General features: G+C 71.5%; 13 protein-coding genes. 4 read left to right on the top strand and 9 right to left on the bottom strand.

Annotation, left to right across the window (positions count from 1 at the left end; all coding sequences use genetic code 11):
• On the top strand, positions 1-812 hold an 812-nt coding region (locus ABT336_RS19395; RefSeq protein ID WP_350898014.1), incomplete at its 5' end, for a PP2C family protein-serine/threonine phosphatase.
• Positions 813-835: 23 nt separating this feature from the next.
• Here the strand turns inward: ABT336_RS19395 and ABT336_RS19390 are convergent.
• Positions 836-2,281, bottom strand: coding sequence for an FAD-binding oxidoreductase (locus ABT336_RS19390; RefSeq protein WP_350898013.1), 1,446 nt, complete (start codon positions 2,279-2,281; stop codon positions 836-838).
• Positions 2,282-2,558: 277 nt separating this feature from the next.
• Between ABT336_RS19390 and ABT336_RS19385 the strand changes: the two genes are divergently transcribed.
• Entirely contained in the window at positions 2,559-4,655 is a 2,097-nt protein-coding gene (locus tag ABT336_RS19385) for a S9 family peptidase (protein ID WP_350898012.1), read from the top strand.
• Positions 4,656-4,780: 125 nt separating this feature from the next.
• On the opposite strand, the gene ABT336_RS19380 is transcribed toward ABT336_RS19385, so the two are convergent.
• The 7 genes from ABT336_RS19380 to ABT336_RS19350 form a co-directional block, all read right to left on the bottom strand.
• Complete coding sequence (locus ABT336_RS19380) at positions 4,781-5,743, bottom strand: hypothetical protein (protein ID WP_350898011.1); 963 nt, start codon at positions 5,741-5,743, stop codon at positions 4,781-4,783.
• Between the two features lie 258 nt (positions 5,744-6,001).
• Positions 6,002-7,540: a SpoIIE family protein phosphatase gene (locus ABT336_RS19375; RefSeq protein ID WP_350898010.1), complete on the bottom strand. Its 1,539-nt coding sequence runs from the start codon at positions 7,538-7,540 to the stop codon at positions 6,002-6,004.
• Positions 7,541-7,542: 2 nt separating this feature from the next.
• Positions 7,543-8,856, bottom strand: a complete 1,314-nt coding sequence (locus ABT336_RS19370) for a sensor histidine kinase (RefSeq protein WP_350898018.1) — start codon at positions 8,854-8,856, stop codon at positions 7,543-7,545.
• 41 nt (positions 8,857-8,897) lie between these two features.
• On the bottom strand, positions 8,898-9,911 hold the full coding sequence (locus ABT336_RS19365; protein ID WP_502891211.1) for a SpoIIE family protein phosphatase: 1,014 nt from the start codon (positions 9,909-9,911) through the stop codon (positions 8,898-8,900).
• A complete protein-coding gene (locus ABT336_RS19360) occupies positions 9,908-10,327 on the bottom strand; it encodes an ATP-binding protein (protein ID WP_350898008.1) in 420 nt (139 codons plus the stop codon). The genes ABT336_RS19365 and ABT336_RS19360 overlap by 4 nt, the downstream gene beginning before the upstream one ends.
• A complete protein-coding gene (locus ABT336_RS19355) occupies positions 10,324-10,734 on the bottom strand; it encodes an STAS domain-containing protein (protein ID WP_350898007.1) in 411 nt (136 codons plus the stop codon). The genes ABT336_RS19360 and ABT336_RS19355 overlap by 4 nt, the downstream gene beginning before the upstream one ends.
• Positions 10,734-11,591 (bottom strand): STAS domain-containing protein, encoded by an 858-nt coding sequence (locus ABT336_RS19350; protein ID WP_350898006.1) that lies wholly within the window; start codon positions 11,589-11,591, stop codon positions 10,734-10,736. The genes ABT336_RS19355 and ABT336_RS19350 overlap by 1 nt, the downstream gene beginning before the upstream one ends.
• 160 nt (positions 11,592-11,751) lie before the next feature.
• Here ABT336_RS19350 and ABT336_RS19345 point away from each other — a divergent pair, with 160 nt between their 5' ends.
• Complete coding sequence (locus tag ABT336_RS19345) at positions 11,752-12,108, top strand: STAS domain-containing protein (protein ID WP_350898005.1); 357 nt, start codon at positions 11,752-11,754, stop codon at positions 12,106-12,108.
• Between the two features lie 10 nt (positions 12,109-12,118).
• On the opposite strand, the gene ABT336_RS19340 is transcribed toward ABT336_RS19345, so the two are convergent.
• The gene (locus tag ABT336_RS19340) at positions 12,119-13,420 is read right to left on the bottom strand and encodes an MFS transporter (protein WP_502891210.1); all 1,302 of its coding nucleotides are present in this window, start codon (positions 13,418-13,420) and stop codon (positions 12,119-12,121) included.
• A gap of 224 nt (positions 13,421-13,644) precedes the next feature.
• Between ABT336_RS19340 and ABT336_RS19335 the strand changes: the two genes are divergently transcribed.
• Positions 13,645-14,268 carry a FadR/GntR family transcriptional regulator gene (locus tag ABT336_RS19335; protein WP_350898016.1) on the top strand — a complete coding sequence of 208 codons (624 nt, stop codon included), beginning with the start codon at positions 13,645-13,647 and terminating at the stop codon, positions 14,266-14,268.
• Positions 14,269-14,281: the final 13 nt, after the last annotated feature.

Below are 14,281 nucleotides of genomic sequence, written 5' to 3'. Positions count from 1 at the left end.
ACGACCCGGACGAGGTCGCCGTGCTGGAGGACGTCGCCCGGCGGGCGGCCCTGGCGATCGAGAACGCCCGGATCCACGCCGAACGCCGCCGGATCGCCCAGGCGCTCCAGCAGTCACTGCTGCCGCCGGCGCTCCCGGTGGTGGACGGGATCGGCTTCGCCGCCGAGTACGTCCCCACCGGCGACGACGCCGACGTCGGGGGCGACTTCTACGACGTCCTGCCGTTGCCGGACGGAGGATGGCTCGTCGTGATCGGCGACGTCTCCGGCAAGGGGGTGCAGGCGGCGACGGTGACCGGACTGGTCCGGGACGTCATCCGGGTGCTGGTCGGGGACGGCAAGCCCCTGCCGGAGGTGCTGTCCCGGCTCAACGAGACGCTCGTCGACAGGGGCGGTGGCAGGTACTGCACCCTCGCCCTGGCGTCGATCGGGCCGGGCGACGGCGATCGACTCGACGTCTCGCTGCACCTGGCGGGCCACGACCGGCCGGTGCTGTTGCAGGCTGACAGCGGGGCCGCCTTCATCGGCACCACCGGCACCGCGCTGGGACTGCTCGACTCGATCACCTCGCCCACGACGGAACTCTCCCTGGCCCCCGGTGACTCGCTGATCTTCTTCACCGACGGGGTCACCGAGCGGCGTCGCGGCCGGGAGCTGTTCGGGGCGGACCGGCTCCGCGACGCCGCCGCCCCGCTGGCCGGCTACTCCGCCGACGTGGTCGCCGCCCGACTGCGCGCCACCACGATCAACTTCTCGGTGGAGGCACCCCGCGACGACATCGCCATACTGGTGCTCCGAAACGACGCCATCTGACCGGCAGCGACGTGACCACCGGGTCAGTGGCCGCCGGGCAGACGACCGGGGGCGAGTCGGCGGGCCGGATCGATCCGCTCCTTGATCTCGCCGAGTCGGGACAGGCCGGGCAGGCCGCCCCACAGGTCGACCAGCTCACGGATTCCGGCCGGTGCCGCCACCACCACACACGTGCCCTCCCGCAGCAGGAGCAGCCGGCGGAGCACCTCGACGACCGAGACCACCCGTTCGGCGGCGACGAACGGGCTCGGAAGGACGGCGTGCACCACCCCGGCGGCCACCGATCCTCGGATCGGCACCGGAGTCCGCAGGTGGTCGACGAAGGCGTACATCGCGGAGCTCAGGTGTCGGGGTTCGGCTTCGATCCGCAACACCACGTCGCCGGTGCCGAAGGGGTACCGCCCCCACCAGCGCGGTGCGCCCGAGCTCGTCGTCACCCGGCCGCCCAGGACCCTGCGTAGTCTCCGCACCCGGTCGTCGACGTCGGCCCGCTCCCCCTCGACCAGCACCACCAGGCTGCCCGCGCCGAGGGCGGACCGACCGGCCACCGAGGGGTGTTCGGCGTTGACGAACTGGCTCAGCTCCGCACCACCGGCCAGGTCCAGCTCGATCGCCGACTCTCCCACGTCCGCGGCCCGCACCTCGCCGACCAGGTCGGACACCTCAAGGGGGTTGGCGACCGGCCGGGCGACGTAGATCCGGGTCTCCGGAAGGGGTTGGGTCCGCAGGGTGGCCTGCACCACCAGCCCGAGCCCGCCGTTGGAGCCGCAGAGCAGGCCCATCTGCTCGCCGGCGTCGGTCGGCCACCCCCCGGTGTCGGCGTTCGCCCAGGCGGAGTCGACGCGGACGTCGGGTGGCAGGTTGGTGGTCGTCGGACGGGAGCGGCGTGCTCCGCGCCCGGGGCCGCCGACGTCGGTGCGGACGACCCGCAGGACCCCGTCCGGGTTCAGGTGACGCAGCTCGGTCACCTGGTCGGCGGGGCCGCCGTAGCGCAACCGCAGCGGACCGGCCTCGCCGGCGGCGAGCACCCCGCCGAGGGTGGCACCCGCACCCGTCGACGGCGGATCGAAGGACAGCCGTTGGCCGGACCGGGCCAACCGGTCCTGGATCGAGCGGAACGGGGTGCCCGCACCGACCTCGATCTCCGAGGGGTTTTCACGATGATGACCGAAACCGGCGAGTCGCCCGGTGTCCAACACGATGTCGACCCGGGCCGGAGTGGAGCCCCAGTCGATTTTGGTCCCGGCACCGCGCGGCACCACGCTCAGTTCACACTCGGCGGCGAGGCGGAGGACCTCCGTCGCCGCCGACACGTCACCGGGTGCCGCCACCCAGTGGCCCAACTGGCCCGCGACCTCGTCCGCTGCCCCGGCGAGGCGGGCGAAGGACCGACCACAGATGTCCTGAAGCCGATCGGTCACCTTCGCGGACAGCGACCGCCCCATCGACGAACTCGTTGCTCCCGACATGCCGGTCATCGTACAGGTGTACGAAGGCTGATGACGAACCGTATCGATCTCATGACTGAAAGCACCCCCACTGGGTTCACGTCACACCACCACCGTCGTCCACTGTGACCGATCGATGCCCCCGGCGCGACCCCACAATCGGCAGTAGACCCGACGGTGAGCCGGAATCGGACAGCGAACCGTCGGACACCCGACGACTGCCGACGGTGAGCGGCGAGTCACCCCCCGGTGGCCGTCGTGAGCGGAAACCGGTGGGACCGGCCGGTAACGTGACGCCGTGACCACCGAGATCCCCGTACCCGTCGCCAAGCGGGTCCCCACCGAACGCACCCACCACGGCGACACGGTCGTCGACGAGTACGCCTGGCTCACCGCCAAGGACGACCCGGACACCGTCGCCTACCTGAAGGCCGAGAACGCCTTCGCCGAGGCGCGCACCGCCCACCTGGACGGGCTGCGGACGGAACTGTTCGAGGAGACCCGCCTGCGGACCCAGGAGACCGACCTGTCGGTGCCCACCCGCAAGGGCGGCCACTGGTACTACACCCGAACCGTCGAGGGTCAGCAGTACGGCGTGCAGTGCCGCCGGGCGGTCCGCGACGGCGAGACCGAACCGCCGGTGAGCGTCGACGGCGCACCGCTCGACGGTGAGGAGGTGCTGCTCGACGGCAACGTCCTCGCCGAGGGGCAGGACTTCTTCGCCCTCGGAGCCTTCGACGTCAGCCCGGACGGCCGGTGGCTGGCGTACTCCACGGACTTCTCCGGGGACGAGCGGTTCACCCTGCGGGTGAAGGACCTGGCCACCGGCGAGGTCCTCGCCGACGAGATCCCCGGCACCTTCTACGGCACGGCCTGGTCGGCGGACGCCTCGGTGCTGTTCTACGTCACGGTGGACGAGGCGTGGCGGCCGGACCGGGTCTGGCGGCACGTGATCGGCACCCGGGCCGACCAGGACGTGGTGGTCCACGCCGAGGCCGACGAACGGTTCTGGGTGGGGGTCGAGCTGACCCGCTCGGAGCGGTTCGTCCTGATCGACATCCACAGCAAGATCACCAGCGAGGTGCTGGTGATCCCGGCGGGGAACCCGACCGGCGAGCCGGCCGTCGTCGCCCCGCGCCGACAGGGCGTCGAATACTCCGTCGAACACCACGGGCACCGGTTCCTGATCCTGCACAACGACGGGGCCGAGGACTTCGCCCTGGCGTACACCTCGGCGGACGCGCCGGGCGACTGGACGCCGCTGATCGAGCACACCCCCGGCACCCGACTGGAGTCGGTCGACGCGTTCGACAACCACCTGGTGGTCTCGCTGCGCAGCAACGGGCTGACCGGGCTCCGGGTGCTCCCGGCGGGCACCTCCGACTCGTACGACATCGACTTCCCGGAGCCGATCTACAGCGTCGGGCTGGACAGCAACCCGGAGTACCGCACCGGCACCGTCAGGCTGCGCTACTCCTCGCTGGTCACCCCGGACTCCGTCTACGACTACGACCTGGTCACCCGGGAGACGGTGCTGCGTCGACGCAAGCCGGTCCGCCCCGGCCCGGACGGACGGGAGTTCGACCCGGCCGCGTACGAGCAGCACCGCGACTGGGCGGTCGCCGACGACGGCACCCGGATCCCGATCTCCCTGGTCTGCAGGGCGGGTACCCCACGGGACGGCTCCGCCCCGTGCGTCGTCTACGGGTACGGCTCCTACGAGGCGAGCATGGATCCCTGGTTCTCGATCACCCGGCTCTCCCTGCTGGACCGGGGGGTCGTCTTCGCCGTCGCGCACATCAGGGGCGGGGGTGAACTGGGCCGCCGCTGGTACGAGGAGGGCAAGCTGCTGGCCAAGCGGAACACCTTCACCGACTTCGTCGCCTGCGCCCGGCACCTGGTCGGAGCCGGGTGGACGAGCACCGACCGGCTGGTGGCGAGGGGCGGGTCGGCCGGCGGTCTGCTGATGGGGGCGGTGGCCAACCTGGCCCCGGACGCGTTCGCCGGGATCGTCGCCCAGGTGCCGTTCGTGGACGCGCTGAACACGATCCTCGACCCCTCACTGCCGTTGACCGTGACCGAGTGGGAGGAGTGGGGCAACCCGCTGGCCGACCCCGAGGTGTACGCGTACATGAAGTCGTACACGCCGTACGAGAACGTCGCCTCGGTGGACTACCCCCCGATCCTGGCGGTGACCAGCCTGAACGACACCCGGGTCTTCTACCACGAGCCCGCCAAGTGGATCGCCCGACTGCGGGCCACCGCCCCGCAGGGCGACTACCTGCTCAAGACCGAGATGGGGGCCGGTCACGGCGGCCCCAGCGGTCGGTACGACGCCTGGAAGGAGGAGGCGTTCGTCAACGCCTGGACCCTGGACCGGCTCGCCGCCGGCTGACCGGACGGGCCCTGCCGTCCCACGACGACAGTGGGCCGCGCCCGGCGGGACCTGCCACCCGCCGGGCATCCGGCCACCGACCGGACCGCCACCGCCGACTCGGATCCGTGTACGACGGGCCGACCTCAGCGGCGCGCACCTCCCCGCCCCCTCGTCGTGTTCGTCCCCCGTTGGGGAGGGAGGACCACGCCCGTCGAGGTGCCCCCCTGGGTGGTGCCCCGGCCTTCGGCCGACGGCTCGGACAGACCGGACCCGCGCCGTTCCAGGTCCTCGCCGCGCCGAGCACGCGCCACCTCGCTCCGGTCCCTGTTCAGGTACTGGTCGGCCACGGCCACGGTGATCGCCAACATACCTGCGGTGCCCTGGAGGATCGTTTCGCTCTCGGTCACCAACGCGGCGAGATTGATCCCTCCGACACCGATGTTTCCGCTGGCGACGGCCATCTTGCGCCAGTTCTTGTCCTGATACGCCTGCGCGAATTCGGCACCGGCCTTGGCCAGGGTGAGGCTCGATCCGGTGATCACGACCGGCTTACTGTCGATCAGCGCCCCGAGGGTGGCCAGGAAATTGCCACCCATCTCAAGATTCTGCGGGGCGTGCGTGAGAATTTTCTGCTGCATGTCCTTGAGGCTCTGGAACCCGGCGCTCCGCGCGCCGGCCTCCGCCTCCGGCTCCGGCGGATCCTCCTGGCTCAGGTCCCTGTCGTTGACCTGGCTACCCGCTCGCACCGGCCTCGGTTCCTCAGCGATCACACCCAACTCGATCGAGTTCCTCCGGACCGCCGCATGGAGATCCGTCAGCGTGACCCGTCGCCGTAACCCGACCGACGGCTCCGCCGACCCCGGCTGAAGCGAGGCCATCGACGCGACGGCGACCAGTTCGGCGTCGGACGAACGCGGAGACTGGACGAGGGATCCAGCCGTCCACCGTGCCGGCGGGAGGGCGGGCTCGCTCGCGTACATCTCATCGAGCTCGAACCCGGATCCGGTGCTGGTCCGAGACAGCGCCTCGGCGAATGTCGCGGCCCTCTTGATGACCTGGCCTTCGGACGCCTCGTAACCCTCGGGCTCCTCGTGTACCTGCGGCATTACCTGCTCCTTCCACCACTGTGGCATCGGTCCCTCTCCGTCCGGACGGACGGCCCCGACATCACGCGGAAGGGAGCGTCCTCCATCGAACGAAGACGGACCATCGACACTGACGCCCGTGATTACGAGAAGCCAGGAAGGGAGGTTCACCGAAAAGAAGTGCACAATCGCACTGCGCTCATGTCCGGCCGATGCGTCCGGCCGTCACGTCCACCCGGAACCCCCAGCGGATCGACGGCGACGCAGGGCCGTAGCGGGTCAGCGGCGGCGCAGGGCCACCACTGCGACGTCGTCGTGGATCTCCGGCGGGGCCAGCTCGACCAGGAGTCGCTGACAGAAGGCGTCCAGGTCGTCGTCGACGACCGCCGCGACGGCGGCGAGGGCGGCCATCCCCTCGTCGATGGTGGCGTCCCGACGTTCGATCAGCCCGTCGGTGTAGAGCACCAGGGTCGACCCCCGGGGCAGGTCGAACTCCAGGTCGTCGGGGCGGGGGGCGCGGACCCCGAGCAGCGGGGCCGAGTGCTCGATGTATTCGACCTTGCCGTCGAGACTGATCAGGGCCGGCAGGTGCCCGGCGCTGGCCAACCGGACCCGACCGGTCCCCGGGTGCAGCAGCAGGACGCAGAGGGTGGCCAGCTCGGCCGGGAGCAGCTCCCGCATCAACTCGTTGACCAGGTACAGGATCTGGCTCGGCTGGTGCCCCTCCACCGCGTACGCCCGCACGGCGTGGCGCAGCTCGGCCATCACCGTCGCCGCGTGCAGGGAGTGCCCGGAGACGTCACCGATGGCCATCAGGAGGTGCCCGTCGAGCATCACCAGTTCGTAGAAGTCGCCGCCGACCTCGGTCTGGGCGCTCGCCGGCTCGTACCGCACGGCGAGGTCCAGTCCCGCGATCTCGGGGATCCGGCGGGGCAGGAGGCTGCGTTGCAGGGTGACGGCGATCCGGTGTTCCTCGTCGAAGGAGCGCTGCGCCTCGACCGCCGCCGCCACCGCCTGGGCGAGCTGCACCAGCACCGGGGTCCCCCGGGTCTGGGTGGCTGTGGGCACCACCACGTAGAGCGGGGCGCGGTCCTCACGGAGCCGGGCCGCGGCGACAGTGACCGTCTCCCCGGCGGGCCACTCGACAAGCCCCCACCGCTCGGGTCCGACCACCTCGACAGTGGACCCGGTCGGTACGCCGGTGTCGTCGACGATCCACGGGACGACAGACACCTCGGCGTCCACCCCGGCGCTGATCCCGGCCAGGCAGTCACCGTCGGAGGACTCGGCCACCACGGCGACCGGGCACTTGAAGATCCGCGCGGCACCGGCAGCCGCCGCCTCCAGCAGCTGGGCGAAGGTCGGCGCGGCGTGCACGGCGACCGAGGTGTCGGCCAGGCGGGTGAGCCGTTCGGCGAGCAGCTCCGCCCGCTGTCGTGCCTGGTAGTAGCGCAGGACCGCGTGGGCGGTGGCGACGAGTTCCTCCGGCTCGATCGGCTCGGCCAGGTAGGCGTCGGCCCCCCGGGTCAGCCCCCGTGCCCGGTCCACCACGTCCACGGCGTGCGCCGACACGTGGATCACCGGCATCGCCGGGTGGTCGGCCTTGATCCGTTCGCAGACCTCGAACCCGTCCAGGTCGGGCAGGCGTACGTCGAGCACCACCAGGTCGATCGGATCCCGGGCGACCCGTTCCAGCGCCTCGGTGCCGGTCTCCGCCTCGACGACCTGGAAGCCGGCCCGGGTCAGCCAGCTGACCAGGAGGTAGCGCTTGGTCCGGCTGTCGTCGACCACCAGGACGGTCGCCGGTGTGCCGTCCACCGTCAGGCTCCGCCTGCGGGCAGCACTACCGTGAAGCGACTGCCACGACCCGACTCGCTGGACAGTTCGAGGGTGCCGCCGAGCAGGGTCACCAACCGCCTGGCGTACGGCAGGCCGAGCCCTGTCCCGTTGGACCGTGAGGTTCCGGGGACCTGGTAGAACTCCTCGAAGACCCGCTCGTGCAGCTCCGGTGCGATGCCGACACCGGTGTCGGTGACCGACAACTCCCAGCGGCCGTCCCGCCCCTCTGCCCGCATCCGTACCTCACCCTGCTCGGTGAACTTGAGCGCGTTGTGCAACAGGTTACGCAGCACCTGGGCCAGCAACACCTCATCCGTTCGGACGAGCGACGGCTGGGGCGGTTCCTCGACCGTCAGGGCCACCTCGGGGCGGGTGGCCAGCGCCCGTACCGTGCCCCGGAGCTGGCCGAAGAGCGCCCGCAGGTCGACCTCGGACCAGGTCGGCTCGATCCGGCCGGACTCCGCCTTGGCCAGGTCGAGCAGTTCGTTGACCAGGGAGAGCAGGTCGGCCGCGGACGACCTGATCAGATCGACCTGTCGGGTCTGCTCGGTGGTGAGCGGATCGGAGCCGGAGTCGGCGAGCAGCCGCCCGAGCCCGATGATGGCGGTGACCGGGGCCCGTAGCTCGTGGCTGACGTTGGCCAGGAACCGGCTCTTGGACTCGCTGGCCGCCCGCAGCTGGGCGGACTTCTCGTCCAGCTCGGCGTAGAGGGCGACGACACCCTGGTTGGTCGCCTCCAGCTCCTCGGTGAGCTGGTTGTAGAGGGCCATCACCCCCCGGTTGGTCGCCTCCAGCTCCTCGTTGAGCACCGCCAGCTCGTCACGCTGGCTGCGTACCTCGTCGAGGGCGGCGATCAGCTGGTCGTTCTGGGTGGTGAGCTCCTCCAGGGCGGTGCCGGGGGCAGCGTGTTCCAGCTCGCTGCGTAGCTCGGCGAGGCGCTGCGGGTCCGGCTCGGAGGCGCTCGCAGGGGCACGTCGGGACATTCTCACGACGGTAGCCTCACCAACTGTCGTCACGCTCAGGACGTCTACCAGCCGGGCCACCGCCCCCGACTGCGGCTGGTAGACCCCGCCAGGCAGCGGCCGGACCGGAGCCAGGTCGATCTGGAGCGAGAACCGGCCGTCCGGGTGACCCACCGTGGCGAAGGTGACGTCGGCCCCGCCACAGCAGGCGAGCAGGTCCCGGGCGACCTCGCTGAGGGCGGTGGCGATCCGGACCTGGTCCTGGTGGTCGAGGCCGACAGCCGCCGCCACCTCCCGACCCCGCTGACGGACCAGGAAGATGTCGTGCTCCATCCGCAGGGTCAGGCGCAGCAGGGCGGTCCCCGCCTCGTCGATCACGACCAGCTCCGCGCGACCAGGACGCACGCGTCGTCGCGTCGGACCCCGGCGTCGCGGAGCAGGGTGGCGGCCACCACCGTCGGTGCCCGCGACGCCAGCCCCGGATAGTCGTCCAGGGACCAGCGGTCGACCACGCCGTCGCTGTGCATCACCAACGAGGCACCCGGTTCGAACGGGTAGTCGTACTCCCGCACCGTCGGGCGCTGGTGTCCGGCGATCCCGGGCAGCGACACCAGACCACGGCGTCGACCGCCCTCCACCGCCACCGAGGCACTGATGTTGCCGAGCCCGGCGTACCGGAGCATCCCGGCCTCCGGGTCGAGTTCGGCGACGGCCAGGGCGGCCCCCCTGGTGTGCGACATCGACCGGTGCAGGTGCTGCACCACCACCGCCGGGGAGGCGGCCGGGGCGGACCGGAAGGCGATGAGCGCGGCGTCGCTGGCGGCCGAGGCGAGCGGGCCGTGGCCGAGCCCGTCGCAGACCAGCACCTGGTGTCGTCCTTCGAGGACCCGGACGGCGTACGCGTCACCGCTGACCGGTTCGCCGCTCAACGGTCGGGTGATCCCGTCCGCCCAACTCGGCGGCGGAGCGGTCGTGGGCCAGACCTGGACGGCGAAGACGGTGCCCCGGCCGGTTCGGGAGTACCCGTCGGACCAGCTCGCCTGCCGGACGATGGCCCCGAGGCCGATACCGAGCGTGCCGGTGGTGGAGTGACCGTCCCGGGAGGAGACCGTCAGGTCGGCCATCCCCGGTCCGGTGTCGACAGCCACCAGTTCCACGCCGGCCTGCCCGTCGCTGCGTACCGGACGCAGCAACAGACTGCCCTCGTCGGCGTGCTTGACCAGGTTGCTGGTCAGCTCGGCCGCGACGATGGCCAGGTCCGCGGTGCGGGTGTCACCGAGTCGGAGCTGGTCGCCGAGGCGTTCGGCGGCCCGGCGGACCGCGCTGGCTGCGCTGCTGCTCTCCACCCGGAACCAGATCCCCCGGTCGGGGACCACGTCCGGGTTCACCTCGACCACTTGGTCACGGTGATCCGGGTGCCCTGTCCCACTGCGGTGTCGATGTCGAACTCGTCTACCAGGCGGCGGGCACCGCTGAGCCCGAGGCCGAGCCCGCCACCGGTGGTGTAGCCGTCGGTGAGAGCCAGGTCCAGATCGACGATGCCGGGTCCGGAGTCGGCGAAGACGATGCGTACGCCCCGCCGCCGGCCGTTCTCGGCGGTCCGTACCTCGACGGTGCCGCCTCCGCCGTAGACGAGGGTGTTGCGGGCCAGCTCGCTGGCGGCGGTGACCAGTTTGGTCTGGTCGACGAGGGAGAGCTTGACCGCCACCGCGACGGTACGCACCAACTGGCGGACCCGGACCACGTCCTCGTCGGCGCGGACCGCCTGGGTCTGCGGCTGCCCCAGGTCGACGCCGGTGGTCATCGTGATGCCGTCGTCTCGCCGTCGGGGCCGGTGTCGTCGACGAGCCAGTCGCGGTCGACTCGGGCGGCGATGAGTTCCATGCCGCGCTCGACGTTGAGGGCGGTCCGGATGCCGTTGAGGGACAGGCCCAGTTCGACGAGGGTGATGGCGACGGCGGGCCGCATCCCGACCACCACCGTCTCGGCGTCGAGCACCTTGGAGATCGAGGCGATGGTGGACAGCATCCGGCCGACGAACGAGTCGACGATGTCCAGGGCGGTGATGTCGATGAGCACCCCGTGGGTGCCGGTGGCGACGATCCGCTCGGCCAGGTCCTCCTGGAGCTGCACGGCGGTCTGGTCGGACATGTCCAGCTGGATCGAGACCAGCAGGATGTCGCCGATCTTGAGGATCGGTACCCGATCCATCAGGACTCCCTGCGGGCCCGGCGGCCGGTCTCGACCCCGGTGAGCCGGAGCACGTGTCGGAGGGCGTCGGCCAGGCTCGCCTTGGTGGCGATGTCGCCGAACTCGATACCGAGGGCGACGATGGTCTGCGCGATCTGCGGACGGATGCCGGAGATGATGCAGTCCGCGCCCATCAGCCGGGCGGCCACCACGGTCTTGAGGATGTGCTGGGCGACCTGGGTGTCGACAGCCGGTACGCCGGTGATGTCGATGATCGCGTACGGGGAGCCGGTGTCGACCAGGGTCTGGAGCAGCCGTTCCATCACCACCTGGGCGCGGGCCGAGTCCAGGGTGCCGACCAGCGGCACCGCGACGACGCCCTCCCAGAGCTTGACCACCGGGGTGGAGAGTTCGAGGAGCTGCTCGGCCTGGTCGGCGATGAGGCTTTCCCGGGTCCGCACATAGCTCTCGAAGGTGAACAGCCCCATCTGGTCGACGAGCCGGGAGTAGGAGACCCAGTCGCGCAGGGCGCTCGCCCCGCTGTCGATCTCCATCACGTCGAGCAGGACGTCCTTGAGGGCGAAGACGCTGACAGCGGTCTCGGTGGCGGAGAAGCCCTGCCGGGCCCAGCCCCGGGACAGCTCGGAGAGCTCGGCGCGCAGCTCACCGGCGCGCTGGTCGTCCAGGTCGACGAGCCCCTGATCACCGAGATTGATCATGCTACGGTGCAGGTCCTGGACGTGCCTGAGCAGTTCGGCCTGGCTGAGCCGACCCCGCAGGTGGGCTGCCACAGCCTCGGTCCACCGCTGCGTGATCCGCTCGGCGTGATCCCGGAGCAGGCCGATCAGTCGGCTGCTCTCCTCGGCGGTCAGCGCCATGGTTTCCTCCTTGACCTGGACCGGCCGGACTCTATCACCGGCACGGCGTCAACTAGTTGCCGCACGGCAAAGAAATGATCAGCGCCATCGTTGCGCGGCTCCGGCTCTGCATACCCCACTGCGGTGGGATACCGTTCCCCCGATAACAGGAGGTCTTCGAATGTCCTTGACGGTGCACACGGAACAGCGCGGCGACGTGGTCGTCGTGTCGGTCGCGGGCGAGCTGGACATGGCGACGGCACCGCAGTTGCAGGACCAGATCACCGACCTGCTCGACAAGGGCCGCAGCCGCCTGGTGTTCGACCTGGCGGAGGTGTCGTTCTGCGACTCGACCGGGCTGTCCGTCTTCGTCCGCGCCAAGAACAGCTGTGACGAGGCCGGCGGCGTGGTCAGGCTGGCCGCCCCGCAGCGCGGAGTGCTGCGCATCCTGGAGGTCAGCGGCCTGGTCGAGGTGCTGCACACCTATCCGACAGTCGAGCAGGCGGTGGCCGGCGACCCCACGCCGACCTCCTCCTGAATCTCGTCACTCACCGCTCGTCCTCGATGAATCGGGGACGAGCGATCGCTGTGCCCGCCGCCGTCTGGACGGCCAGGGCGACCAGCAGGACGCCGATCGGCGCGGTCCACGCCCCGGTCGCCTCGTAGAAGACCCCGACCAGCAACGGGCCGAGGGCACCGATCACGTATCCGATGCTCTGCGCGAACGCGGAGAGCGCGACGGTGCCGTCGGCGGTCCGGGCCCGGAGCCCGATGGTGGTCAGGATCAACGGGAACGCGCCGTGCCCGACGGCGAGCAGCGCCACCCAGAGCAGTGCCCCGCCGCGCGGGGCGAGGGCCATGCCCACGTAGGAGATCGCCGAGGCGGCGGTCAGCGCGAACACCAACGGGTTCAGGCTCCGCATCCGACCGGCCAGGGTGGGCATCAGGAGCGCCACCGGCACCCCGAGCGCTGTCAGCCCGGCAAGCAGCAGCCCGGCGTCCTGGGGCCGGAACCCGGCGTCCCGGAACAGCTGTGGCAGCCAGCCCATCACCGCGTACCCGCTCAACGACTGTGCCCCGAAGTACACGGCCATCGCCCACCCGAGGCGGGTCCGTTGGGGGCGTACCCGGATCCGGGTCACCGGGGAGGTCCGGGTGGTGCCACGTCGGGCGGCCCGGGCCCGCAGGGCCAACGGCACCCACGGGAGCACCGCCAGGGCGGCCAGGACGGCCCAGACGCCCAGCCCGGCCCGCCAGGACCCGAAGGCGTGCGCGATCGGCACCGCCGAGGCGCTCGCCACTGTCGTACCGATGGCCAGCGCCATCGTGTACGCCCCGGTGACCGCCCCGGTCCGGTGCGGGAAGTACTGCTTGACGAGCATCGGCAACAGGATGTTCGCCACGGCGATGCCGGCCAGTGCCAGTGCGCTGGTGGCGACGAAGAACACCACCGAGTCGGTGACCACCCGGAGCGCCTGACCGACGGCGAGCGCGATCATCGCGACGACCAGCACCCGGGCCGGGGCGAACCGTCGGACCAGCCACGGGGAGAGGGCACCGACCCCGGCGAAGGCGATGGTGGGCAGGGTGGTGATCAACCCGGCCATCGCCCCGGACAGGGCCAGGCCGGTGCGTACCTCGTCGAGGAGGGCACCCAGGCTGGTCACCGCCGCCCGCAGGTTCGCCGCGACGAGCAGCATCCCGGCCAGGACCAGCAGCCCGCCGGTGACCGGTGAGCCGGGTGGACCGGTCCGGGTCTCCGGCGGCGCGTCGGGGACGTCGGGGAGGGTCGCCGCGGCGAGCGCGGCGGCGCCGTCCGGGCCGGCAGGCACGGTCGTTGGCGAGGTCATGACCTCGAACCTACAATCATGGGATGAATTTCAGACGGGAGGTGTAACCAGTGACACCGTCGACCGGTTCCGCCGATGCCCCGCCGACCGCCGCCACCACGCCGCCCGCCACGCCGCCCACCGCGTCGCCGGGCGTCGCCCCGCCGCCCGTCGCCGCATCGCCCGCCTCCACCACCGCGCCACCCGTCGCCGCGCCCCCGCGTGGCCGTCGGGTAGCGGAGACCATCGCCTCGCTCCGGGACCGGATCCTTCAGGGGCAGTGGCCGGTGGGCGGACGGATCCCGACCGAGCCCCAGCTCGTCTCCGCGCTCGGCGTCGGGCGCAACACCGTCCGGGAGGCGGTCCGTGCCCTGGTGCACGCCGGGGTGCTGGAGTGCCGGCAGGGTTCCGGCACGTACGTGGTCTCCACCGACGAGTTGGCCCCGGTGGTGGCCCGACGCATCGACGAGGACCGGATCGACGAGGTGGTGGAGGTCCGCCGGGCCTTCGAGGTGGAGGCGGCGCGGCTCGCGGCGCTACGGCGTACCGCTGAGGATCTCGCCGCGTTGGACGCGGCGCTGGCCGACCGGGAGGCCGCGTGGCACGGCGGCCGGGTGGCGGAGTTCGTGGAGGCCGACGCCGCGCTGCACACCGCAGTGGTCACCGCCGCCCACAACGGCATGCTCGCCGAGCTGTACGCCTCGGTAGGTGCCGCCCTGCGTCGCACCATCGCCCGGACCACTGGCGAGGAGCTGACCCCCGACCGGCACGTCGACCACCATCGACTCGTCGAGGCGATCCGGGCGGGCGACCCCGTCCGGGCGGCCCGGGAGGCCGGTGCGTACCTGGAGCCTCCGCCGGGAGGATAGGTTGCCCCCGATG

The sequence above is a fragment of the Micromonospora sp. NPDC000207 genome (genome assembly GCF_040300925.1).
Lineage (GTDB): Bacteria > Actinomycetota > Actinomycetes > Mycobacteriales > Micromonosporaceae > Micromonospora.
Note: the sequence above shows the minus strand (reverse complement) of the source record. Positions and strands in the feature narration are given on the sequence as shown.

Bases quoted from the DNA above. Each gene is read 5' to 3' on its own strand.
- ABT336_RS19390 (WP_350898013.1), bottom strand. From the start codon at position 2,281: ATGTCGGGAGCAACGAGTTCGTCGATGGGGCGGTCGCTGTCCGCGAAG.
- ABT336_RS19380 (WP_350898011.1), bottom strand. From the start codon at position 5,743: ATGCCGCAGGTACACGAGGAGCCCGAGGGTTACGAGGCGTCCGAAGGC.
- ABT336_RS19370 (WP_350898018.1), bottom strand. From the start codon at position 8,856: ATGGAGCACGACATCTTCCTGGTCCGTCAGCGGGGTCGGGAGGTGGCG.
- ABT336_RS19360 (WP_350898008.1), bottom strand. From the start codon at position 10,327: ATGACCACCGGCGTCGACCTGGGGCAGCCGCAGACCCAGGCGGTCCGC.
- ABT336_RS19355 (WP_350898007.1), bottom strand. From the start codon at position 10,734: ATGGATCGGGTACCGATCCTCAAGATCGGCGACATCCTGCTGGTCTCG.
- ABT336_RS19350 (WP_350898006.1), bottom strand. From the start codon at position 11,591: ATGGCGCTGACCGCCGAGGAGAGCAGCCGACTGATCGGCCTGCTCCGG.
- ABT336_RS19345 (WP_350898005.1), top strand. From the start codon at position 11,752: ATGTCCTTGACGGTGCACACGGAACAGCGCGGCGACGTGGTCGTCGTG.
- ABT336_RS19340 (WP_502891210.1), bottom strand. From the start codon at position 13,420: ATGACCTCGCCAACGACCGTGCCTGCCGGCCCGGACGGCGCCGCCGCG.